Here is a 24,081-nt window from a genome sequence, read left to right as displayed (position 1 = left end):
CAGTTGAGCCCCGCCCCCCCCCGGGGGGTGCTACGACGCCAGCTGCACTCCGCTCGCCACGCCGTCCACGACCAGGTAGCCGCGGCCCGGCAGCGGGGCCACCCGGTCGTAGCGCGGGAGTTCGGTGCCGAGGAGGTCGCCGTCCAGGTCGTGGTCGGGGACGAGGAGGACGCCGCAGCGGCTGTCCCGGGCCGGCTGGGACCAGTGGCCGTAGGTGCGGCGCAGGGTGTCGCCGCGGGCCGCAGCGACCAGATGGGCGGTGGGGCCCGGCGCGGCCAGCCACTGGGCGAGTACGCCCTGTTCGTCCTCGACGGACTCCGCGTCGTCGACGAGGAGCAGCAGCGCGCTCCCGAACGGCACGGACGACAGGGCCGCTTCGAGCGCGCCGTACTCGGTGACCACCGCGGTGAGTCCGTCGACCTCCCGCAGCGGCGAGCGGCGGGGCGCGAAGGCGATGACCGAGGGGCCGCCGGGGGCCGCCGCGGCCTGCCGGGCGAGGGTGCACAGGGCGGTGCTGCGGCCGGAGCGCTGCGGGCCCGCGATCAGCGCGTGCTCGTGTTCGTACAGCCGCAGTCCGGTGACGCCGAGGGTGTCCGCGTCCAGGCCGATGGGCAGCAGCCACGGGTCGCCCGACGTGGCGGCTCCCGCGTCGGCCAGGTCGGCGACGGAGACCTCGCGCGGCAGCAGGCCGATGCCGGGTGCGCCGCGCACGGCGTCCGGCCAGTGCGCCCTGGTGGCTTCGACCGCGGCGGCCAGGTCCTCGCCGGGCCAACCGATCTGGATCACCTGCTGGTTGGGCGCGACGAGGGCCCTGCCCGGTACGTAGGTGGGCACCGACGTGCGGGGTACGTCGAAGTAGCCGTACTCGGCCGGATCGGACAGCCGCATCAGGACCTTGGTCTGGGTGAGCGCGGCCCACGCGGAGGGCACGGCGCCGTTGCGGTCGGCGCTGACGGCGAACCGGATGCCGACGCCGGGGCCGTCCGCGTACACCCGGGCCAGTTCGTCGATGAGGTTCATCCCGGCGACGTCCTTGTCGAAGTCGGCGAGGAGCGCGCCGAGGTTGTCGAGCAGCACCAGCCACTCCGCGGGCGGCTGCTCCGGTACGCCGTCGGGGCGCGGGCCGCCGCGGGCCTTGCGGGCGTCGAGTTCCCTGCGCAGGAGTTTGATCAGCCGGATCTGCCGCTCGCGTTCGCCGGAGCCGATGTGGGCGCCGGTGTGCGGGAGGCCGGTCAGCGGGGCCAGGTCGCCCGCGCCCATGTCCAGGACGAACAGGTGCAGCCGGTCCGGTGCGGTGGCCCGGGCGGCGGCCAGTGCGAGCGCGGCGAGGGCGGCGGAGGTGCCGCTGCCGCCGCCCCCGTACAGCAGCAGGTTTCCCGCGGCGGCGTCCCAGCCGACCGGGTACTGCCGCTGCCGGTCGGGGTCGTCGGCGAGCGCCCAGGCGGGCAGGCCCGGGGTGTCGCTGTGCAGTCCGCGCTCGGCCACGGCGGGCAGGTCCGCGCTCCGCACGGTCGTGGGCAGCGGGTCGGGCCAGGGGCGGCGCGGCGCGGCGAAGCCGGCGATCCTGGCGGCCTTGCCCGCCGCCGCGACGAGCCGCCGCAGGTCGGTCTCGCCCTCGTCCGCGCCCGTCGTCGTGCCGTGCGTGACGGGCGCCCCGAGGAGGAACGGCTCGACGGTGACCGGCGCGGTCACCTCGGCCTCCGGGGTGACGCCGGTGGACAGCGCGGTCTGCACCGGGAGCACCTCGGCGGCGCTGAGCCGGTAGTAGCCGCGCCCCCACTGCCGGGTGCCGATGCCGGCGGCGGCCGGGCTGTCGATGACGTCGCCGGAGTCGGCGGCGCTCTCCAGGCGCAGCGCGATGCGGAGTTTGACGTTGTTCTTGATGGCGTCGTTGACGGAGCCCGCCGGGCGCTGGGTGGCCATGACCAGGTGGACGCCGAGGGTGCGGCCGCGCTGCGCGATGCTCACCAGCGAGTCGACGAAGTCGGGCAGCGCCTTGACGAGGGTCGCGAACTCGTCGATCACCACGGCGAGCCGGGGCATGGGTTCGAGCTCGGTCCTGCCGCCGTCGCGCAGCCGCTGGTAGTCGCGGATGTGTCCGACGCCGACCTCGCGCAACAGCCGCTCACGGTGCCGGAGTTCGGCGTCCAGGCAGCGCAGGGCGCGCTCGCTGAGCTGCTCGTCGAGGTCGGTGACCAGGCCCACGGTGTGCGGCAGTTCGACGCATTCGTCGAGGGCGCCGCCGCCCTTGTAGTCGACGAGGGCGAAGGTGAGGTGCTCCGGGTCGGCGTCCACCGCCATGCTCGCGATGAGCGTACGCAGCAGTTCGCTCTTGCCGGAGCCCGTGGTGCCCGCGATCAGGGCGTGCGGCCCGTCGTCGTCGAGGTCGACGGTGAACAGGTCGCGTTCGCTGACGCCGAGCACGGCGCCCACGCGCAGCGCCGGGACCCGGTCGCGCCAGCGTTCGGCGACGCTCTCGCCGGACACCTTCGGCAGGTCGAGGAGCGGCAGCAGCGAGATCTTGTCCGGGAGCCCGGCGCCCTCCACGCGCAGTTCGGGGTCCTCGAACCGGGCGAGCGCCCGCGCCGTGTCCCTGGCCGTGCGCCGGCTCATCCCGTGCGGCAGCACGTCGTGGACGACGTCGTCCGATGCCACGTCGCGCACCTGCGCCTTGCCCTGCCGGGTGACGGAGACGACCGAGGTGCACAGCGCGGGCAGCCTGCCCGTCAGCACCAGGCCCGCGCACCGCGCCGTGTCCCCGGCGAGCAGGTCGCGCAGGGGGCAGGGGCGGCCTTCGAGGAGGGTGGCGCCGTCCACGACGACGAGCAGTACGGGTCCCAGGTCGTGCTCGGGGTCGCCGCCGTTGGCACCGTTTCCGCCGCCGCGTCCGCGCCTGGGCGCCGTCGACGCGAGGAGAGCGCGGGCCAGTTGCTCGCTCTGCTCGGCGCCCACCGCGACGAGCCGGGAGGAGCCGGACTGCGGATCGGCGCCGTGCGGCAGCCACTTCGTCCAGTCCCAGTCGGCCAGCCGGTCCTCGTCGGTGAACACCGCCACGGTCACGTCCGCGGGGCCGGAGCCGACGACGGCCTGGCACAGCAGCGAGCGGGCCACGGCGAGCGAGGCGCGCCTGCTGCCCTCCAGGCCGACGGCCTCACCGGCGCCGAGGCCCACGACGACGGGCGCCTGCGGGAGTACGGAGCGGGAGCCGAGCACGTCGGCCACCTCGGGCGCGGTCCCGTTGCCGCCGGTCTCCAGCGGCGGGGCCCACGGCAGGTCGGCGCTGCCCACCACGGCCTTGAGGAAGTCGGGGGCGCCGGGCCGCCGCTCCCACAGCGCCACGCCGGGCGCGGCGGCCCGGTGCACCATCTCGGCGAGGTCCGGGTGCGCGGCCCGGCGGGCGCGGATCTCGTCGGCGTGCCGCTGGGCGACGGCCTTCTCGAACTCGGCGACCTTGACGGTGTGTTCGCGCATGCCGCGGCGGAAACTGAAGCGGCCCCGCATCCGGTCCTCGACGAAGTTCCCGACGAACATCAGCGGGGTGAGCGCGGCGATCGCCGCGTACCGGATGTCGTGCGTCATCGCCACGATCGCCCCGGCGAGGACCAGCGGGCCGAGCATGCTGGAGATGCTGAACGGCGGCTTGTCGGCGCGCGGCACCGGTTCGGGAGCGCGGATGCTCGGCGCCTCGGCAGAGCGGCCGCCGCGCGGTGACCGGTTGAACGGGAGGGTGCCGCCGGGCCCGGCCTCCCGTACCGCGTTGACGCGCTGCACGCGGCCGACGCGGTCCTGCGGCAGGATCCGCACCTGCACCTCGCCGCCGAGCGACACGATGTCGTCGGGGTGCACGGGCACGGCTCCGGAGATCCGTTTGCGGCCGACGTCCGTGCCGTTGGCGGACCCCAGGTCGGTGAGGTGCGCCTGCCCGTCGGCGCTGACGTCCACGGCGGCGTGCCGCCGTGACACCCCCGACGCGGCGACGCGGACGTCCGCCTCCTCGCCGCGGCCGAGCACGGTGCGGCCCACCAGCAACGGCACGCTGCGCCCCGCGTCGAGCCCTCCGGTGATCCGCAGTACGAGGCCCGGCCCGTGCCGCGCCGCGTCCGGCTCCCACCCGGCCTGGGCCACGCGGGCGCCGTGCACCAGCCCCGATTCGTACAGGCCGGTGTCGGGCGGGGCCACCTTGCCGTCGACGCTCAGCGCGTTCGCCGGGATGCCCAACGCCCCCGCCAGGTCGGCGAGATCGGCGTCGGGCCTGCCGACCCGCAACTGAACTTCCTGCTCGGACTCGCCGTGGCCGTACACGATCCGCACCGGGTCCCGCCTCTCTGCTCGCCACTCGCTGCCGCGCGATGCGTCGAGTCTGGCGTGGACGGCGGCAGGCGGCATTGACGGTGAGCGCACGACCTTTGACCGTGGACGCAGCGCACGTGAACCCAACCGCGCACCTGTATACGACGTTTGGAGGCATAGGACAGCGCGGTCTTGGACAGCGATGCGCTCAGACCAGCAAGGCAAGATTCCTCATAGCTGAAGGGTTCCCCATCATCGTGCAACCGGCCCAAGAGTTCGGCGACAACCCTGTCGAAGTACGCGAAACCGGGCACTACACGGAGGAGTACGTCCCCAGCTTTGTCGAGAAGTGGGACTCCCTCATCGATTGGGAGAAGAGGGCGGCGAGCGAAGGCAATTTCTTCATCGACCTGCTGCGGAAGTGGGGGGTGAGGAACGTGCTCGACGTCGCGACGGGCACGGGATTCCACTCCGTGGCACTGCTGTCGGCGGGTTTCGAGACCGTCAGCGCGGACGGCAGCGCGGAGATGCTGGCGAGGGCCTTCGAGAACGGCCAGAAGCAGGGCGGGCACATACTGCGGGTCGTGCAGGCGGACTGGCGCTGGCTCAACAGGGACGTCCACGGCGAGTACGACGCCATCGTCTGTCTCGGCAACTCGTTCACGCATCTCTTCTCGGAGCGCGACCGGCGCAAGGCGCTGGCCGAGTTCTACGCGATGCTCAAGCACGACGGAATTCTCATCCTGGACCAGCGCAATTACGACGCGGTCCTGGATGACGGGTACACGAGCAAGCACCGCTACTACTACTGCGGTGAGGACGTCATCGTGGAGCCGGAGTACGTCGACGAGGGCCTGTGCCGCATGCGGTACAAATTCCCGGACGACTCCCTCTACTACCTCAACATGTTCCCGCTGCGGAAGGACTACACGCGGCGGCTGATGTCCGACGTGGGCTTCCAGCGCATCCAGACCTACGGCGACTTCCAGCACACGTACCGGGGCGAGCAGCCGGACTTCTTCGTGCATGTGGCGGAGAAGGAGTACATCGCGGAGGGCGAGGACCAGTACAAGGGCGCGGTCAGCACCGCCCGCAGCTACTACAACTCCCCCGACGCCGACACCTTCTACGCCACGGTGTGGGGCGGCGAGGACATCCACATCGGCCTGTACGAGAGCCCGGTGGAGCCCATCGCGAACGCCAGTCGGCGGACCGTCGAGCAGATGGCGTCGAAGCTGGAGCTGACCGGGGACTCCGTGGTCCTCGACCTCGGTTCCGGATTCGGCGGTTCGGCGCGGTACCTGGCGGAGACGTACGGCTGCCGGGTGCTGGCCCTGAACCTCAGCGAGGTGGAGAACCAGCGCCACAAGCAGCTGAACTCGGCGCGCGGTCTCACCGACAGGATCGAGGTCGTGGACGGGTCCTTCGAGGACATCCCGTACCCGGACGACCAGGTCGATGTCGTCTGGTCGCAGGACGCCTTCCTGCACAGCGGGAACCGGCCCCAGGTGCTCAAGGAGATCGCCCGGGTGCTGCGCCCCGGCGGCCATCTGATCTTCACCGATCCGATGGCGGCGACGGACGGCGCCCGCGCCGAGGCCCTCCAGCCGATCCTCGACCGGATCCACCTGGACGACATGGGCTCACCCGGCTTCTACGCGCGCGAGCTCGACCGGCTCGGATTCACCGCCGTGGACGGCGGTTTCGAGGAGCACCGCGAGCAGCTGGTGAACCACTACACGCGGGTCCTCGAAGAGACCGAACGCCTGGAGGCGGAAGGGCTGGCCAGAAGGATCAGCCACGACTACCTCAGCCAGATGAAGACGGGCCTCGGCCACTGGATCAACGGCGGCCGCGAGGACCAACTCACCTGGGGCATCTTCCACTTCAGGCTCGACGCGGGGGCCTGAGCGACGCGGCGGCCGAGGCGAGTACGTGTCCGCCGAGGCCGCCCGTCCCGTTCACGCGGCGGGCACGGTGTCCTCGAACGCGGTGCCCGCGCCGCGGTAGGCGGCCACCTTGGCCGCCACCTGCGCGGGTGTGAGGACCTGGTCCTTCACGTGCAGCACGTAGTCGACCTGCTGGTCGTACGCGCGCGGGCTGGTGCTCGACTGGCCCGCCAGGTCGATCAGCCACTGGTTGAAGTTGATCGACATGGGCCGTTCCGGCAGGTACGCGGCATCGTGGGTGCCGAACGGCTGCCCGTCGACGTAGTACCGAATGGCACTGTTGTCGATCGTGACGACGAGGTCGTGCCAGCCCGCGTAGCTCTGCCGGCTCTCCGTGTGCTGGTTGACGGCCTGCCAGGGGTCCGGGTTGTAGGTCTCCCAGGACGTTGTGTACAGGATGTTCGACGGCTCGCCCCAGCCGCCGTTGGGCAGGTACTCGAAGTCGTACTCGGCGTAGTCGTCGGCCATTGGTGCCTTGAGGTCGTTGATGGTGAAGAACGTCTGCACCAGGTGGTCTCCGTCGGGTCCGGTCTTCGGCGCGTCGCTGAACTTCACGCGGGCCGCGTACGTCCCGTTCCTGAACTTCGTGGCCTTGGTGAGCACTTCGGTCTGTTTCGTGCTCCCGGCGGTGCCGGAGGTCGATGTCTCCAGGTTCATGACCGTGTTGCCGCCGCCGCCGGCGGCGAACGTCACGTTCTGCGGCGCCCAGGTCGCGCCCGGGACGCCGGGGCCGCCGGAGTTGGCGCGTACGTTCCAGCCGTGGGCCGAGATCGCCGGGTCGTCGTACTTCGTGTAGCTGAAGTCGTCGAAGAGGGTCGCGCCGTCGCCCGGCGGGTCGGTCGGGTCGGTGGGATCGGTCGGGTCGGTCGGGTCGTTGCCCTCGGGGGCGGTGCCCCAGGTTGTCGTGCCGTTCAGCTGGGCGGTCACCTTGGTCCAGTTCCCGTACGTGGTCTGCGAGGCGCCGAAGGAGTAGTCGTCGGCCTGGTTCAGCGGCTGCCAGTCGGAGCGGTGGAAGCGGAGCTGGAGGTCGCCGCTGTCGGCTCCGGCGGCGAGCGAGCCGGCGCCCGGCGTGAAGCCGATCTCCAGGTAGCGGTCGGCGGTGGCGGTCGGGTGGGCGAGGGTGCCGAAGGTCCCGGTGACGTTGGCGCACCCCTTCACGGCCCATGAGCAGGCGAAACGGTAGGTGGCGCTCGCCGAGTCGGCCTTGAAGTAGTAGCGCAGCTTGACGCCGCTGAGTGCCACGGAGCCGGTGCCGGTGTTCTTCACCTTCAGCCACGGTTCCGCCTGGTCGCTCCCCGTGGAGCCGGTGTGGTACTGCACCGACAGGGCGTCCGTCGCGGCGCCGGCCTCGGTGGCGGGCAGCGCGGCGAGGCTCGCGCAGCCCATCAGGGCGACGACTGCGCAGCGTGCCGTTCTCGTGAGCGCGCGGCGGCGGGTCGCGGTCTTCTCTCGCGTGGGACTGCTCATCTCGATTCCTCTCGATTCTTTACGGAGGGGCGGGAGTCGGGGACGTACGGGTCGATCGGTCCGTGCCGCACCCCGCACGCCTCGAGCCGCGAGCCGTGCGCGAGCAGGCGTGCGCGGGCGAGCGGCCACGGGGAGGCGCCGTGCCACGCCCGGTCGGCGAGCGCGGCGAGGCGGGGGAAGGCCAGATGGTCGACGTGCTCGGCGGTGGCCGCGAACTCGGTCCACAACTGGGCCTGTACGCCGAGGAGTTCGCCGGGGAGGGCGGGGTCGTCGGGCGGGTCGTACTCGTGGACGGTCCGCAGATCGACGACGGCGCCGGGCTGGGCGGGCGGTTCGGCCGGAGAGGTGGACTGGGCGTAGTCGAGGTACGTGGCGCCGTAGTGGCTGCTGACCACGTTGTGGCCGCGCTTGAGGGCGATGCGGGTGTGCTCGGGGTCGCGCCAGGTCATGACGGTGAACTCGGGCGGCAGGCTCTCCAGGCCCTCGGCCCACACGGTCGGAGTGCGGCCGCGCTCCAGGAGATGGGCGCCGATTCGGCCGAGGAACCAGCCTCTGAGTTCGCCCGGACCCGCGAGCCCTTCGGCCTCGACGCGCCGACGCGCGTGGGGACTTGAGGCCCACTCGGTGGTGGGGCACTCGTCGCCGCCGATGTGCACGTGCCGGGAGGGGAAGAGGTCGGTGACGGTGTCCAGGACGGTGCGGCAGAACTCGAGTACGGGTTCGTGGACACCGAGCACCGTGTCGCACACACCCCAGTGGGTCCACACGTCGAGACGGCGGCCCGGTACGGTGCCGAGCTCCGGGTAGGCGGCGAGGGCGGCGCGGGTGTGTCCGGGCATCTCCACCTCGGGCACGACGGTGACACCACGGGCGGCGGCGTGGGCGACCAGCCCGCGGAGTTCCCTGTCCGTGTACGCGCCGTGGTGCGGTGTCCCGTCGAAGACACCGGATCCGGCGGGCCCGACCATCGACTGTGCGCGCCGGCCGCCCACCTCGGTGAGCAGCGGATATTCGGCGACCGGCAGCCGCCAGCCCTGGTCGTCGGTGAGGTGCAGGTGCAGCACGTTCAGTTTGTGCAGGGCGAGCAGGTCGACGTAGCGGCGCAGGAACGACACGGGCTGGAAGTGCCGTGCCACGTCGAGCATGAAGCCGCGCCAGGCGCGCCGTGGTGTGTCGGTGATCTCGACGCACGGGAGCGTCCAGGGCACGCCGGGCCGTGGGCGGTGCGACAGCGCTTCTACGGGCAGGAGTTGACGGATCGTCTGGATGCCGCGCAGCAGGCCGGTGAGGTGGGCGGCGCGCAGCAGCACGGCGTCGGGCGAGACCGTCAGGCCGTAGCCCTCCGTGCCGAGTCCTCCGAGCATGGGGTCGAGTGCGAGGACGAAGGGCCCGTCGGGGGCGGGGCGGAGCGGGAGGCCGGTGGCGGGTGCGAGGAGGGTGCGCAGCAGGGCGGCGGCGGCTTCGGCGCCCGGGGCGACCCGGAGCGTGGTGTCCGGGGTGAGGGTGAAGTGGCCTGGTCGGTGGGCGAGTTGGGTGGGTGCGGGCACGAGCGCGGGGCGGGACGCGGGCACGGCGGACCTCCGGTGCGGGCCGTGGGGAGGACGGGACGGGCGCGGCGGGGTTCAGCCCTTGACCGCGCCGGCGGCGAACCCCGATGTCACGTGTCGCCGCAACAGCAGGAAGACGGCCAGGGCGGGCAGCGCGAACAGGGTGGAGGCGGCCATGGTGGCGCCCCAGTCGGTGCCGAAGGTGTTGTGGAACGAGGACAGCCACACCGGCAGGGTCCGGTGGTCCTGCTGCTTGATGATGAGGAAGTTGGCGTAGGCGAACTCGTTCCACGCCGTGATGTAGCCGAACAGCGAAGTCGCCATCAGGCCGGGCGCCAGCAGCGGGAACGCCACGTGCCGGAAGGCGCCGAGCCGCGTGCAGCCGTCGACCTGCGCCGACTCCTCCAGCTCCGCCGGGATCGTCGCGATGAACCCGCGCAGGACGACGACGGTGAAGGGCAGCGTCATCATGAAGTAGACGAGGGTCAGCGTCGGCAGCCGGTCGAGCATGCCGGTGTCCCGGGAGATGATGTACACGGGGATGATCAGTGACTCCCAGGGTGCCATCTGCGCGATGAACACCATGAGCATGAACTGTCGGCGGCCCCGCCAGCGCATCCGGGCCACGGCGAACGAGGCGCCGAGCGCGACGAGCAGGGCGAGGGCGACGGCGGCGAGTGTCACCAGCACACTGTTGCGCCAGAAGAGACCGAAGCCGTCCGCTTCGACGGCCCGCCGGAAGTGGTCGAACGTCCAGCTCCGCGGGAGGAGTCGGGGGTGCTCGGACTGGATGTCCCGGTTCGGTGTGAAGGCCGTGGTCACCATCCAGTAGACGGGGAAGAGACATCCGACGACCGTCACGGTGGCGGCGGTGTGCAGCGGGAGTCGGCGCAGCGCGCGCGGAGTCGTCACAGCTCGTTCTCCTGACGGAACATCTGGCGGAAGTAGACGACGAGCACTCCGGACATGAGCAGCACCGTCACCATCGACGCGGCCGAGCCGAGGTCGTAGCGCTGCTGGGCCAGGGCGGTCTGCACGGCGTAGACGGGGAGGATCGTGGTGGCGTCGCCGGGGCCGCCGCGGGTCATCACCCAGATCTGTACGAACGCCTTGAACGTCCAGATGACTTCGAGGGAGAGCACGAGCATGAAGATCGGCCGCACCATCGGCAGGGTGATGGAGCGGAAGATCCGGGGTCCGGAGGCGCCGTCGAGGCGTGCCGCCTCGTACAGTTCGGCGGGCACGGTGGTGAGCGCCGAGTAGAGGGTGATGGCGGCGAACGGCACGGACTGCCACACCACAAGCGCTACGAGGATGGCGAACGCGGCGCCGCCGTGCGCCAGCCACGGATATCCCTCGAAGCCGCTGAGGCCGAGGCCGGTGAGGGCGTGGTTGACGATCCCGTACTCGGAGTGGAACAGCCATTGGAACACCGTGGTGGCCGCGACGACGGGCATCGCCCAGGTCAGTACGAGCGCGCTGAGCACCGCCGCCCTGCCGAACCGTCCGAGCCGCTCCACCATCAGCGCCACCAGGGTGGCGAGGACCATGATGAGGGCGACGTTCACGGCCATGAAGAGGAAGGTGCGGCGCACGACCGTCCAGAACCTGGGGTCGGACAGCAGGTTCGTGTAATTGTCGATACCGGTGAAGTGGGCGTCTCCCAGGATGAGTTGGCGCAGCCCGAAGTCCTGGAAGGAGATCAGTACGGCGCGCGCCAGCGGGTAGAGGAGCAGGTACAGCATGCCGAGCACCGCGGGCGCCACGAGCAGGTAGGGCCAGACTCCGGACATGGTGGCGCGGCGGGTGGTGTCGCCCGGGGTGCGCCGGGTCGGCGGCCGGGACACCGTTCGGGCCTCTTTGGGGTCACGGACGTCGATGGTCACGGCGCACTCCTCTCCGTAGGGGGCGGGGCGGCGGGGTCAGGAGCCGGAGGACTTCATCGCCGCCGTGATCGCGTCCGCGGCCTTCGCGGTCTCGCGGGCCGGATCCCCACCGGTCAGGACGGCCGTCAGACAGTCCTTGATCGGGTTCTTGGCCTCGACGGCGGCCCAGCCGGGTGTGTTCGGTGTCGCGTGCCCGACGGCGGCGCCGACCGCCATCGCGGAGGCGCCCGGGTCCTTGGCGACCGCACCGGCGAGGCTCGTCCTGTTCGGTACGTAGCTCATCGCGACGGCGAGCTTCCGCTGCCATGTGTCGCCGGTCAGCTCTTTGACGAAGGTGAACGCGGCGTCGTGGTGTTGTGACACCGTCGGAATCACCAGGTCGGAGCCGCCGGTGAAGACCGCGCCGGGGGTGTCGGCCGTCTTCCCGGGGATCGGGAAGAAGCCCAACTTGCCCTTGAGTGCGGGGTTGTTCTGGGTCACGACGTTGGCGCCGCCCGGCGTGCTGATGATCTGCGCCACCTGCCCCTTGGCCATCATCTCGGCCTGCGGGGGCTGTGCCTCGTCGGAGTCCTTCGGCCCCTTGCCGAGGGCCTGAAGCTTCTCGTAGAACGCCAGGGCGCGCAGGGCCGGTTGGCTGTCGATCGCGCCCTTCCACGTTCCGCCCGACTCGACGGCGAGGTCTCCGCCTTCGTCCCAGACGAAGCCCGCGTAGGCGTACCAGTTCTGCCCGGGGAGGTAAATTCCTTGCCGTGCGCCCTTGTTGAGCTTCTTCGTCGCGGTGATCCACTGGTCGCGGGTCTTGATGCGCGCGGCGTCGACTCCGGCCTTCTCGAAGAGGTCCTTGCGGTAGATGACGACGCGGTTGGCCGCGTAGTACGGGATGCCGTACTGCCTGCCCCGCCAGGATCCCGGCTCGGCGAGCCCTTTGAGCCAGGTGTCACCGTCGAGTTCGTCGACCTTGTCGCTCAGGTCCTTCAGGCCGCCGCTCTGCGCGAACTGGGCGACCTGCGTGTTCCCCGTCTCGATGACATCGGGCGCGTCATTGCTGGCCAGCGCCGCGGTGACCTTCTCGCCGATGCCGTCCCACTCCTGGATCTGGACGCGTACGTCGATTTCCGGATGGTCGGCCTCGAACCCCGCCTCGAAGTCCTTCTGGAAGGCGGCGGAGACGCTGTCCCGCATCAGCCACACATCGATCGCGGTCTTCCCGTCGCCGGCCGCCTTCGCGTCACCGGAATCCGACGAACTGCACGCACTGAGCCCGGTGAGCGCGACGAGCGCGGACACACCGGCGAGCAAACGGAGCTTCACGGTTCACCTCTGGGGTGCCGGACCTAACCAGTATCCAACTGGTCAGGTGACCTCTAGTGAGGAAGTAAGCTGGCATAGACCATTGCGACCGTCAACCCCTTTGTTATTGCTGCCTAGTTGGGGACCCCCCCTCGTCGATCACCACACTCCCGTGGTCAACTGGTCAGAGAGCTGGTCGCACGAACACGAGGGGGCGGACCATGACCACCGGCGCGAACAACCCGCACCACGCGAACAACGCGGGCGGGACGACGGGAGCGGTACTGAAACGGGAGCGGGTCCGCGACCACCTCCTGCAACTCATCGAGTCACAGCGCCCCGGCGACCCGATCCCCTCCGAGCGCACGCTCTGCGCGGACCTCGGTGTCTCGCGTCCCACGCTGCGCGCGGCCGTGGACGAACTGGTCGCGGCGGGCCTTCTGGTCCGCGAACACGGGCGCGGCATGTTCGTCGCCCCGGAGAAGATCACCCAGGAGCTGGTCTCGCCCGCACAGGGTCTTGAGGTGCCGCGGGCGGGCGGCGCCTGGTCCAGCCGGCTGCTGGAGTTCACGACGATCCAGGCTGGCGCCCGCGTCGGCCGCAAGCTGCGCCTCTCCCCCGCGGCCCGGATCATCTACGTGGCCCGGCTGCGCCTGGTCGACGGCGCCCCGATGGCCATCGAGCACCTCCACATCCGCGCCGACCTCGCCCCCGAACTGTCCGCCCAGGAGCTGGAGAACGGGGACCTGTACGAGCACCTTCGCGAGCACCACGACGTGCGCGTCCGCGAGGCGATCCAGACCATCGAGCCCACGGTGGTGACCCGGGCCGAGGCGGAGGTCCTGGACGTGCCCGAACTCTCCCCCGCCCTCCTGGTCGAGCGCCTGACCTCCGACACCGACGGCCGCCCCGTCGAGTACGTCCACTCCCTGTACCGCGGCGACCGCTACCGCATCGTCTCCCGCCTCACCCTCGACCCGACCGCCCCCGCACCAGCCCCCCTCCCGGGCCACCACCCCGGCATCCCGCCGGGCGACTTCGCCCACCGCGACACGGTGCTGTCGTCCACGAGGGGGGACGTTCAGGCGCCGTAAGTGTCCGGGAATTTACCGCGTGGCGATCGCCCATGCCATAACTTGCCCTTTTTTGACGACGCTGCAATTTCGACAACACCGCACCCCTTGGGCGCGTTTCGGCGATATTCACCCTGCGCGCGCGAGATTTGCCTTACTGAACCGAATGGTGGCGGCTCGGGAGGGTGAAGCGGTAGCGTCCGATGACGCAGAATCCGAGACGGCCCCGGACCGGCTGCACACCAAGACCGGGGCCGCTCAGGCAAGTTGATCCAACAAGCAGTCCTACCCAGAGGAAGGAATTCCGTGTTAGATCCCTTTTCAGCTGTCCGCCGAATTCGACGTCCAGTGGGTTACGAAGCTACTCTTCCGCGGCTTCATGGTCGTGAAACCCAGGAATTGAGTGCCTGGGCTGGCACGCTGCAGCTGAGTGTCTTCGTCGCGCTCGTCGTGCTGCCCCTCGTGCTCATCACCGGCGCATGGCAGGCACCCGTCGGCGTCTGCGCCCTCGCCTCGGCGTTCGCGCTGACCCGACACTCCTTCGTTCGCTACCTGCGGATCCACAAGAGCTGACGGAGGCGCCGCCTGTCGGCGCCGGCCGGGCCGGCGCCGACAGGTCCGCACCACGTCTCTGCACGCACAGGGAGTCGACGTGACGAACCGCGAGCCGCAAGACGGCAACTGCCTGCACTGCAAGCGCCCGTTCCAGCGGAGCAACCCGGTGGGCCGGCGACAGGAGTACTGCTCCCAGCGGTGCCGACGCCGCGCCCAGCGTGCGCGCGGGCTGGCCCGCCAGGCACAGCCCGCCGCGGCCGGCACCCTGCCGCTGGGGCAGAGCATCGCCGAGGACCTCCAACTCCTGGCCGCCCGGCTGCTGTCCGCCGAGTACGAGGGGTGGAACCTGGCCGCCCGGCTGCGCCTGGCCGACGAGGTGAGCCGGGAGGTGGAGTACTACCTCTCGGCGACGGTGCACGAGGCGCACGCCCGGGGGGCGAGTTGGGAACAAGTGGCCGCGGCGGCGGCGGTCAGCACGGCCACGGCCCGCAAGCGGTGGGCGCACAAGAAGGTCGAACGTCGGCTCTCGCGCCGGGCCACGGACCGCTCTGCGGCGCGGCAGTACGACGCGATCCCGCCGGCGAACGGGGCACCGAGGGACGAACAGGCCCGTGCCGCGGACGCCGCCAGGGCGGGCATGCTGCTCGCGGCCGCCCTGTCCTATCTGCACCGCCGGAGCGGACTGACCGTCAAGGACGCGGCGGCGCAGACCGGCCGCGGCCTGTCGGCTCCCTATGTGTCGCGCATTCTGTCCGGGGAGCGGTTGCCCTCATGGCGCGTGACCGAGGCGCTGGTCACCGTGTGCGGGGGCGACCCGCGCGAGGTGACCATGCTGTGGGAACACGCTCAGGGCATGGCTCCGCCGGTGCGCCACCCCCTGCCCGACGCCGTGCACCGGCTGCACGCGGCGCTGCGCGGACTGCACTTGGCCGCCGCGTGCCCCACCAGCGAACGCGTCTGCGAGGCCGGCGGCACCCCGCTCACTCCGGACGACGTGACGGCGGTCCTCCAAGGACGCATGGTGCCGACGTGGCCGCAGACCGGGGCCCTCGTCAAGGCGCTGGGCGGCATGCCCGCCGACATGAGGCCGCTGTGGGAGGCCGTCGAGTACGGCTTCCTGGTCCGCCTCGATCCGCAGGGCGCCGAGGGCGCGCCCCGGCTTCCGCTGAACCTTCCGGACGACGGCCCCGGCGACGGGACCGGGCGCAACCGTTCATCGTAGCCAAATAAGCGTTGCCGCCGCGGAGTTCTGGCTCACAACCCGGTGTTCTGTCTACTATGGCGGTTCGCTGTATTCGGGGGTTGCGAGATGAACATCAGCGACGGGTCGCCAGTACGCTCCATCGATATCACCCGGCCCAATCTCGCCCGGATGCACGACTACTATCTCGGCGGCAGGGACAACTATCCCGCCGACCGCCGGGCCTGCGAGGAATTGCGCGCCTGCGCCCCGAGCACCCCCACCGTGGCAGTGAACAATCGCCACTTCCTGCAACGCCTTGTCCCCTACCTCATCGTCGAGCACGGAATTCGGCAATTCCTCGACCTCGGATCGGGGTTGCCCGCCCGGAACAACGTGCACGACATCGCCCAGAGCGTCGACTCCGGGGCCCGCGTCGTCTACGTGGACATCGACCCGATGGTGTTCGCGCACGGCCGGGCCCTGCTCGCCGGGGCGGAGGGCACCGCGGTCATTCAGGCCGATGTGCGCTCACCGCGCTCCATCGTCGACCATCCGGGAGTCGTGGACCTCATCGACTTCGACCAGCCCGTGGCCGCGCTCTATGTGTCGGTGCTGCACTGCATCCCGGACGCGGACAATCCCGACCGGGTGCTGCACGACATGGCGAATCTACTGCCCGCCGGCAGTGTGCTGGTGGTGAGCCACCTGGTCAGCGACGACGCCGCCGTCCGCAAGACCATCACCGACCTCATGCTCGACACACTGCCCGGCCAGTGGGGCAAGGTGCGCCAACGACAGGACGTGCAGCACTACTTCCGCGATCTCAGGCTCCTGGAGCCGGGCCTTGTCGACATCTCGACCTGGCCCACCGGCACCACGCTCGGCCCGCGGGCGGCCAGTCATGAGTGGATCGAGTACGGCGGCATCGGCAAGGTCCCCCGGCCGCCCACGACCCACGACCGAGGGGCTACAGGGACAACAGGAGCTACAGGGAGCGCGCCTGCAACGAGCGGGCCTTCGCCTTCAGCAGCCGGACCGTGTCCTCCGGACTGGCCGCGTAGTTGAGGAGCGTGTCCAGCATCGACCGGTACCGGTCGCACTCGGAGCGCCGGTCCAGGAACCGCGCGTCCTCCAGGTCCTCCAGATAGACGGTGTCGGGCAGGCTCAGTTGATCGAAGCGCAGATAGGTGATCGGGTTGGCGACCACCGGGCCGTACTGATCACGGACCTGCGTCAACTGCAGGGTGATGTGCGGCTGTTCGGCCATCTTGATCAGGTGCTCCAGCTGCTCGCGCATCACACGCGGCCCACCGCCCGGCGTCTCCAGCACCCACTCGTGCAACAGCACCCAGAGGTTCGGGGCGTCCGAGCGCCACAGCAGGTCCTGTCGCTCCATCCGCAGCCGTACGAGGCGCTCCACTTGTTCGGGCGTCAGGTAGGGCCGGCCGCGCGTCACACAGGTCGCGTACTCCTTGGTCTGAAGGAGCCCGGGGACGAGTTGCACCTCGTAGGTGCGGATCACCGAGCAGGCGTCCTGGAGCGCGATGAGCGCATCGAGCCATTTCGGCAGCACGTCGTCGTAGCGCTGCCACCACCCGGGCCTGTCCGCGTCACGCACCAGCAGGACGCACGCCGCGATGTCGCTCTCGCTCTCTCCGTACGCGCTCAGCAGCGCGGCGACCTTGCGCTCGGTCAGCCCCAGGCCCTGCGTCTCGAGTCGGCTGATCGTCGCCGGGCTGCACTGGAGGATGCCCGCCGCCCGCTGCGCCTCCATGCCGGCCGCCTCGCGGCGCTGCCGCAGCAGCGCACCGAGCACCCTGCGGAGCACGGTGGGGTTGTGCCGGCCTGGCTCACGAAAGACCTCGAGGTCCGGGAGGTGGAGCGGACGGGCGACGGACATGCGGACTCCTGTGGGTCTGCTTTTGCGCACGAGCATTCCACTCAGGAGCCCACTGTGGGACGAAATCCCCTATTTACCCGGGGACTTACCCGACCAGTACGTCGAACTCTCCTTCCTTCGCGCCCGCCAGGAACGCGATCATCTCGTCCCGTGTATAGATCAGAGCGGGGCCTTCCGGATCCCGGGAATTGCGCACCGCCACCGATCCGTCCACCAGTAACGCCATCTCCACACAGTTGCCCACGGCAGCGCTGTGCCGGCTCTTCATCCACCGTGCCTCTTTCAGTGACGCGGCGGGAACACCGTTGAAAGCAGAGTCCATTCGGGCCTTCCTCCTATGTCTCGGGCGGAATACTGGGCGGACCAGGGCCGGTGCCGTGCGGCCGGCCGGCCGCCGTGTGGGGGAGGGGCATTGCGGACACATGCAGTGACTACAGCGTGTCACGCCCGGCGTCCCGGCGGTGGACCGGAACAAGTCGAACAGAAAACGGCATGGGACGGTCTCATCTCGTCACCAAACGCTCATGACTGGGGCCTATCCCTCGGAATCGCCACATCCGGATTCGCCGCGCTCATTCTGGAACCCGGATCGCGCCGCCCCGCGAATCTGCGGCGGTTTGTGGCAAATGCCCTGGACGAATGGGGATTTCCCGAACGCACTGCCGCCGTCCTGCGCGCGGTCGACACTCTGACCGCGGCGACGGAAATTCCCGGAAGCGTCAACTCCGAACGGCAACAGAGCGTATCGCAAACCTGGTTGGGGCTTCTTCGAAAAAATCGATCCGTCATATGCGCAGTGACGGAACTCCGTCCATGCGAACCAGCGGAGGCCGGCCGGACCTCCTGGACCACGGTCTCCTGCTGACGTCGGGAGCCCGGTCCCCCGCCCCGGCCCGCCGACTCGCCGCCCCTGGCGCCGCGTTGACACCCCCGTGCCCCTTCCATAGCGTCCAGAGGCCTTGAGGCCCACATCGACGCAAGGAGTCGCTCATGCGCGCACGGCCCCGTGGCGCTACGGTCGCCGCCCTGTCCGCCGCGTTGCTCGCCCTGTCCGCGGGGCTCGTCGGTGCCTCGCAGGCCACCGCGGAGAAGCCGGCGCCGGCCGACGCGGAGCGGCACGTATCGACCGCGGCCGCCGCGTCGAGCACCTTTCGCAATCCGCTGAACACGGGCCCGGACCCGTTCCTGTCCTACGCGAACGGGGCCTACCACCTCACCACCACGCAGGGCGACAGCATCAAGATGTGGAGCTCGCCGTCCCTGGCCACGCTGTTCGACGCCGATCCGAAGACGGTGTGGACGGACGGCGACGCCTCGCGCAATCAGCACATCTGGGCGCCGGAGTTCTACCGGTTCGGCGAGCGCTGGTACATGTACTACACGGCGGACGACGGCACGGACGAGCACCACCGGCTCTACGTCCTGGAGTCGGCGGGCGACGATCCCACAGGCCCGTACCACTTCAAGGCGAAGCTCGCGCCGCCGAACCACGCGAACGACTTCGCGATCGACCCGGGGATCCTCAGGCACGACGGCAAGCTGTATCTCGCGTACAGCGGGCGCAACCAGTACCAGCACAACGGGCTCAACATCGCGCCGCTGTCGAACCCGTACACCGTGTCGGGCGACGCGGTCGCGATCGACGGCGCCGGTGGCTGCCCCGAGGTCCGTGAGGGTCCGGAGTTCCTGAACCGTAACGGGCGTACGTGGATGACGTATTCGACCTGCGACACGGGCAAGCCCGACTACCAGGTGTGGATGATGTCGCTCGCGGACGGCGCCGACCCGCTGGTGCCCGGCAACTGGAAGCAGCACGACGGGCCGGTGTTCAAGCGCGCGGATGAACGGGGGGTGTTCGGTCCCGGGCACCACGCCTTCTTCACGTCCCCGGACGGGAAGGAGGACTGGCTGATCTATCACGCCAAGACCACCTCGGTGAACACCTACGGCAACCGCACGACCCGCGCGCAGAAGATCGGCTGGAACGCCGACGGCAGCCCGAACCTGGGCACCCCGCTCGCCCTGGGCGCGACCCAGAACCTGCCCTCAGGCGACCCGGGCTCCGGCAACCACTGGATCAACGACGACGGCCGCACCAGCGGCTCCGGCTCCGAAACCGTCAAGTACACCGGCACGTGGAACTCCGGCACGGGCTGCGCGGCGCAGTGCTTCTGGGGCGACGACCACTGGAGCGACAAGGCCGGGAACACGGCGACGTACTCCTTCACCGGCACCCGCATCGCCCTGCTGTCCGTCAAGGACACCGGCAACGGCATCGCCGCGATCAGCGTCGACGGCGGCCCCGAGAAGCGCGTCGACTTCTACGGCGCGATCCGCACCGGCGAGACCCTCCAGTACCTCAGCCCGCGCCTCACGAACGGTCCGCACACGCTGCGGGTCCGGGTGACCGGGGACCGGGGCGCCGGATCCTCGGGCGCGTTCGTGAGCGTGGACCGGGCCGAGGTCTATACGGACTGAGGCCGACCGGACCGGCCGTCGGTCGTCAGGACCCCGAGCCGGACACCACCGGCGAGTCGGTGCGGTCGCCGACCGAGCCCTGCGTCGCCTTCTTCGGTACTGCCTTGTCGTGGCGCAGGGCCTGCCACACGTGCTGCGAGGCCTTTTCGAGGGGCAGGACGCGGCCCTGGTCCTGCGCGTCGTAGGTGACGGGCAGCGTGACCATGGTGGTGCGGTCGGGGCTGATGTCCTTCAACTCCTTGGCCAGGCCGAGGAGTTTGTCGGCGGACGCCAGCTCGGAGTCCGCGCTGATGCTCTTGGTCGCCGTGTCCGCCAGCGCGTAGGACTTGCTCGGGCTGCCGAGCGGGTCGACCGTCTTCGCCCGGTGGATCAGGGCCTTGATGAACGCCTGCTGGAGCTGGATGCGGCCCAGGTCACTGCCGTCGCCGACGCCGTGCCGGGTGCGTACGAGGGCCAGCGCGTCCTTGCCCTTCAGGCGGTGCTTTCCGGCCTCCAGGTTCAGGCCGCTGTTGCTGTCGTGGATCGCGGTGCGGGTGGTGATGTCCACGCCGCCGAGCTCGTCGATCAGCTTCTGGAAGCCCTTGAAGTCGACTTCCAGGTAGTGGTCCATGCGGACGCCCGACATCTTCTCGACCGTCTTCACGGTGCAGGCGGGGCCGCCCTGCGCGTACGAGGAGTTGAACACGGCGTTGTGCTCGGCCGGTACGTCGCCGTGGGAGGTCTTGCAGGTGGGGCGGTCGACCTCGGTGTCGCGCGGGATGCTGACGACGGAGGCCTTCTTGTGGGTCTTGTCGACGTGCAGGACCATCGCCGTGTCGGCGCGGGCGCCCATGACGCCGCTGCCGTACTGGCCGTGGGTGCCGGCCCGGGAGTCCGAGCCGAGCAGGAGGATGTTCATCGCGCCGTCGCGCTGCTCGCTCGGCCGGTTCTTGCCGAGGGCGGCGTTCACGTCGGTGCCCTTGATGTTGCCGTTGAGGTGCTGCCAGGCGTAGGCGACGCCGCCGCCCCCGATGAGGGTCAGCCCGAGGGCGCCGCCCGCGATCCAACGCAGGGCGCGCCCCTTCTTGCGGTGCTTGGCGCGGCTCTCGTGCGGCATGTGGGGGCCTTCCTGAATTCTCTCGGCTCGTGAACTCAGTCAGGGTTAGCGGCGTGCGGTGGCGGGACGCAAAGAAGTGACGTACTACCCGGGTACGAAGGACCGACGGCCCGGGCCTTGTGACCGGCCCGCCAGTGGCTCTCGGGGTTACTACCGTCCTTAGCATGTGCCGTGGCTCATATGGGTGGGGTCACACTTGTGGTCTCCGTAAGCCCTGCTTGAGCGCTGCGTCAGCTCTTCCTCAGTTCCTCGGCGAGCATCACGATGATGCCGCTCGGGCCGCGGACGTAGGCGAGCTTGTAGATGTCCTGGTACGTCGCCACCCCGCGCAGCGGGCGGCATCCGTGCCGTGCCGCCTTCTCCAGGGCGTCGTCGATGTCGTCGACGGAGAAGGCGACGCGGTGCATGCCGATCTCGTTGGGGCGGGTGGGCTCCGTCTCGATCGCGTCCGGGTGGATGTACTCGAAGAGCTCGAGCCGGCCGTGGCCGTCCGGGGTCTGGAGCATGGCGATCCTGGCGTGATTGCCATCGAGCCCGACAGCGGTGTCGGTCCACTCACCGCTGACCGTGTCACGGCCGAGGACCGTGAGGCCGAGGTCGGTGAAGAAGGAGACAGCCGCTTCGATGTCCCGGACGGCGATGCCGACGTTCTCAAGCTTGATGGCCATGCGGCGCATGCTACCGAGGCGGGCATGCGCCCGGCCTACGAGCCGTCGTCCGAGAGCGTGTGGGGCGGGCCGGCCAGTTCGATCTTCGGGAGGCGGACGCCGAGGACCGACACGTTCAGTTCCGGCTTGCGGCCGCGGCGGAAGACGACGGTGCGGGTGTACGTGCCGTCGGTGTTCACCGGCGGCGGCTCGTGTTTCTGGACGTGGTCGAACACGGCGTCGCCGCTGATGGCCCAGATGACGGTGTCGTCGAAGCCGGGGCCGAGCAGTCCCTTGAAGTCGTCCTGCGGGGTGATCGTCACCTTGACCGCGGTGAAGGAGGGCGGCTGGTCCTTGAGGATCTCCTTGCGGATCGTGGTGGCCCTGCGGCTGATGCCGATGGACACCAGGGTCGACTGGTCGAGGCGGTGGCTGAACGGGTTGCCGTCGGAGTCGGTGCCGCTGACGAACACGGTCCAGTTGTAGACGCCCTCGGTGTGCACCTTGGCGAAGGTGTTGGTGTAGATCCCGTCGCCGTTCTCGTCGTGCAGCAGGTCCGTGCCGTCGACGAAGAGGCCGCCGGGGTCGGGGTTGCAGCGGGGCAGCCCGTCCCAGTCGTACTTGGCGAGGACGGCGTCGATCAGCACGCCCCGGCCCTTCGGCTGGTCCTTGCGGTCGCGGTTCCTGCGCTGCTGGCGCTGCATGTCGTCGGGGTCGAGGGCCGCCGTCAGGGTCCCGGCGCCTTCGGCGGGGGCGTCGAGGACGGCTCGTACGGTGGCGCCGCGCACCGGATCGAAGTCGTGGCGGATCTCGACGGCGAGGCGCATCTCGTCGCCGGTCACGTAGTCCTTCTCGTCGAGGGACAGGGTCGACTTGATGTGCAGGTCCTCGAAGGCGAAGACGTCCTCCAGGGCGATCGGCCGGACCGTCGGGCCGCTGAACCGCCGGACCCGCCAGGTCGCGGTGCCGCCGCCGAAGGCGCCCGCGTTCGGTACGCCGAGGTAGAAGTGCCCCTCGAACTCCTTCGGCGCGATGGTCTCGACCTGGAACTTCGTGCCGTCGAACCGGGCGATCTCGACCCGGTCGATCGCGTCTGCGGGCGTCGGCGGGTCGAGGAGCTTGAGGATCGCGACGCCGAACCGCTGGGCCTGGGTGGTGTCGAAGAAGACCTCCGTCGGGGACGGCGGCGGGGTGCCGCCCACCGCCTGCGTGAACCGGGTCAGCAGTTTGCTGGCCTCCTGCGACAGGTTGAACATCGTCGCGTACGCGTTGATCAGGTTGCCGACGTTGAGGGCTGCCACGAAGTGCCCGGCCGCGACCAGGTTGTTGAGGACCGTGAAGTTCGGCGCCGAGCCGAGGGCGATGGTGAACAGGTTCAGGTCGGTCGTCGGTCCGGTGATCTGGCTGATGGCCGGGTCGAGCTTGGCCTGCTCGAACGTGATCGGGTTGCCGGGGGCCGCACCGGGACCGATCTTGATCATTCCGGCGTTCTCGTCGCCGTCGGTGGCGAGCCCGGCGGTGAAGCGGACGTTCGGCGGGAAGCCCTGCTCCTGGAGCTTGCGCAGGCCGAAGAAGAGTCCGTCGCCGATCGGTGTGCAGCTGCCGGGCACGCCGAAGACCGCGGGTCCGAGATCCCCGCCCGCCACGTTGTCCGGGGTGTCCAGCGGGATGACGTCGGTGATGAACGGCGGGCCCGCCGGATTCGAGCTGCGGAACTGGCAGTTGGGGTCCTCGAAGACGGTCACCCCGATCCGGTCGAGGGCGTTGACGCCCGCCCGGAACTCCCCGAAGAAGTTGATGAAGATCCGGGCGGCGGTCTTCGCGTTGTCCCAGCGGTGTTCGGCGCCCATGCTGCCGGAGCGGTCGAGGATCAGCTGTACGCGCTGTGGCCGGGAGTTGATCGACGTGGCGGCGGTGCCGTGGCCGGTCAGGAACGCCGGGCCGCCGATGCCGGGATACACGACGTCGACGGTGAACGTGACCGGTGTGTCGCCGTAGACGCCCGGCAGCGGGACGGGGGCGGCGAACGCGTCGACCAGTTGGTAGGTCTGGCTCGTCTGTGCCGTCGAGGGCAGGCCCTGGATCGCGATCGAGCCCTGGTGCCCGAACTGGTAGCGCGGCTCCGGCGCGGCGAGCACGAGCCCGTCCGCCGGATTCGTGTTGCGCACGACGGTCGGTGTCGCCACGTCGCCCGCGGCGCCCGCCGCGGTGACCGTCAGGAACTGCTTCTCGACGAGCGTCGTCGGCAGCCCGTTGTACGCGGCCACCGGGTCGCACACCACCATGATCACGTTGGAGTTGAAGTGGTTGTCGACGCCGTACGTCCAGCCGATGGGCGCGGCGGCCGAGGCCCGCACCTCGTAGTGCTCGTCGAGCACACCCGTCTCGGACGGGTCCTGGATGTTGCAGGTGAGGGAGGTGACGCCGCCGTTGGTGCTGCGGCTGGCGCTGACGTCGCGGCCGGGGACGCTGGTGCTGTCCACGGTCCCTGCGGTGGCGAGGGCGTCGAGGTTCACGGATCCGCCGGGCGCGGTGACCCGCACGAGTTGGAGGGTGAGCCCGGTCGGCGCCGGGTCGGGGTAGGTGAGGGTGAAGGCGCGCGGGACGTTGTTGAAGTCGAGTTGGGAGTTGACGACGAACGCCTTCGACAGCGAGATGGTGTACGAGTCGGCGGCCGGGGTGTTGGGTGAGATGGCGGGCACGGTGTGCTCCTTCGCGGG

General features: G+C 70.2%; 17 protein-coding genes. 6 read left to right on the top strand and 11 right to left on the bottom strand.

The features are described from left to right. Nucleotides 1–30: 30 nt before the first annotated feature. Nucleotides 31–4,311 (bottom strand): FtsK/SpoIIIE domain-containing protein, encoded by a 4,281-nt coding sequence (locus RBJ65_RS21550; RefSeq protein WP_306316855.1) that lies wholly within the window; start codon nt 4,309–4,311, stop codon nt 31–33. A 392-nt stretch (nt 4,312–4,703) separates the two neighbouring features. On the opposite strand from RBJ65_RS21550, the gene RBJ65_RS21545 reads away from it, so the two are divergent. Then, nucleotides 4,704–6,200 (top strand): methyltransferase domain-containing protein, encoded by a 1,497-nt coding sequence (locus RBJ65_RS21545; RefSeq protein WP_372341196.1) that lies wholly within the window; start codon nt 4,704–4,706, stop codon nt 6,198–6,200. Between the two features lie 51 nt (nt 6,201–6,251). Here RBJ65_RS21545 and RBJ65_RS21540 read toward each other — a convergent pair whose 3' ends face one another. From RBJ65_RS21540 to RBJ65_RS21520, 5 genes are all read right to left on the bottom strand, one after another. Next, a complete protein-coding gene (locus RBJ65_RS21540; RefSeq protein WP_306317151.1) occupies nt 6,252–7,625 on the bottom strand; it encodes a cellulose binding domain-containing protein in 1,374 nt (457 codons plus the stop codon). Nucleotides 7,626–7,702: 77 nt separating this feature from the next. Then, nucleotides 7,703–9,277: a beta-N-acetylhexosaminidase gene (locus RBJ65_RS21535; protein ID WP_306316857.1), complete on the bottom strand. Its 1,575-nt coding sequence runs from the start codon at nt 9,275–9,277 to the stop codon at nt 7,703–7,705. A 51-nt stretch (nt 9,278–9,328) separates the two neighbouring features. Then, a complete protein-coding gene (locus RBJ65_RS21530) occupies nt 9,329–10,165 on the bottom strand; it encodes a carbohydrate ABC transporter permease (RefSeq protein WP_306316858.1) in 837 nt (278 codons plus the stop codon). After that, entirely contained in the window at nt 10,162–11,046 is an 885-nt protein-coding gene (locus tag RBJ65_RS21525) for a carbohydrate ABC transporter permease (RefSeq protein ID WP_306317152.1), read from the bottom strand. Before RBJ65_RS21525 ends, RBJ65_RS21530 begins: the two co-directional genes overlap by 4 nt. A 129-nt stretch (nt 11,047–11,175) precedes the next feature. Continuing rightward, a complete protein-coding gene (locus tag RBJ65_RS21520) occupies nt 11,176–12,450 on the bottom strand; it encodes an extracellular solute-binding protein (protein WP_306316859.1) in 1,275 nt (424 codons plus the stop codon). A 200-nt stretch (nt 12,451–12,650) separates the two neighbouring features. Between RBJ65_RS21520 and RBJ65_RS21515 the strand changes: the two genes are divergently transcribed. From RBJ65_RS21515 to RBJ65_RS21500, 4 genes are all read left to right on the top strand, one after another. Next, a complete protein-coding gene (locus tag RBJ65_RS21515) occupies nt 12,651–13,523 on the top strand; it encodes a GntR family transcriptional regulator (protein ID WP_306316860.1) in 873 nt (290 codons plus the stop codon). A 378-nt stretch (nt 13,524–13,901) separates the two neighbouring features. Further along, a complete protein-coding gene (locus RBJ65_RS21510) occupies nt 13,902–14,075 on the top strand; it encodes a hypothetical protein (RefSeq protein WP_306316861.1) in 174 nt (57 codons plus the stop codon). Between the two features lie 79 nt (nt 14,076–14,154). Beyond that, entirely contained in the window at nt 14,155–15,279 is a 1,125-nt protein-coding gene (locus RBJ65_RS21505; protein ID WP_306316862.1) for a helix-turn-helix domain-containing protein, read from the top strand. 87 nt (nt 15,280–15,366) lie between these two features. After that, entirely contained in the window at nt 15,367–16,305 is a 939-nt protein-coding gene (locus tag RBJ65_RS21500) for an SAM-dependent methyltransferase (RefSeq protein WP_306316863.1), read from the top strand. Here RBJ65_RS21500 and RBJ65_RS21495 read toward each other — a convergent pair. Both RBJ65_RS21495 and RBJ65_RS21490 read right to left on the bottom strand, forming a co-directional pair. After that, nucleotides 16,226–17,140: a helix-turn-helix transcriptional regulator gene (locus RBJ65_RS21495; protein ID WP_306316864.1), complete on the bottom strand. Its 915-nt coding sequence runs from the start codon at nt 17,138–17,140 to the stop codon at nt 16,226–16,228. The two genes, RBJ65_RS21500 and RBJ65_RS21495, sit on opposite strands and share 80 nt — an antisense overlap. An 85-nt stretch (nt 17,141–17,225) precedes the next feature. Continuing rightward, the gene (locus tag RBJ65_RS21490) at nt 17,226–17,462 is read right to left on the bottom strand and encodes a DUF397 domain-containing protein (protein WP_306316865.1); all 237 of its coding nucleotides are present in this window, start codon (nt 17,460–17,462) and stop codon (nt 17,226–17,228) included. Between the two features lie 668 nt (nt 17,463–18,130). Between RBJ65_RS21490 and RBJ65_RS21485 the strand changes: the two genes are divergently transcribed. Then, nucleotides 18,131–19,618 carry a glycoside hydrolase family 43 protein gene (locus RBJ65_RS21485; protein ID WP_306316866.1) on the top strand — a complete coding sequence of 496 codons (1,488 nt, stop codon included), beginning with the start codon at nt 18,131–18,133 and terminating at the stop codon, nt 19,616–19,618. Between the two features lie 25 nt (nt 19,619–19,643). Here the strand turns inward: RBJ65_RS21485 and RBJ65_RS21480 are convergent, their stop codons facing one another. The 3 genes from RBJ65_RS21480 to RBJ65_RS21470 all read right to left on the bottom strand — a co-directional run bounded on the left by RBJ65_RS21480 (nt 19,644) and on the right by RBJ65_RS21470 (nt 24,063). Further along, the gene (locus RBJ65_RS21480) at nt 19,644–20,714 is read right to left on the bottom strand and encodes an LCP family protein (RefSeq protein WP_306316867.1); all 1,071 of its coding nucleotides are present in this window, start codon (nt 20,712–20,714) and stop codon (nt 19,644–19,646) included. Nucleotides 20,715–20,944: 230 nt separating this feature from the next. Continuing rightward, the gene (locus tag RBJ65_RS21475) at nt 20,945–21,382 is read right to left on the bottom strand and encodes a VOC family protein (RefSeq protein ID WP_306316868.1); all 438 of its coding nucleotides are present in this window, start codon (nt 21,380–21,382) and stop codon (nt 20,945–20,947) included. Nucleotides 21,383–21,417: 35 nt separating this feature from the next. After that, on the bottom strand, nt 21,418–24,063 hold the full coding sequence (locus RBJ65_RS21470) for a hypothetical protein (protein ID WP_306316869.1): 2,646 nt from the start codon (nt 24,061–24,063) through the stop codon (nt 21,418–21,420). Nucleotides 24,064–24,081: the final 18 nt, after the last annotated feature.

The organism is Streptomyces sp. KL109B (assembly GCF_030766935.1).
Taxonomy (GTDB): Bacteria; Actinomycetota; Actinomycetes; order Streptomycetales; family Streptomycetaceae; genus Streptomyces.
The sequence above is the reverse complement of the archived record's forward strand: the minus strand, read 5'-3'. Positions and strand labels throughout refer to the sequence as shown.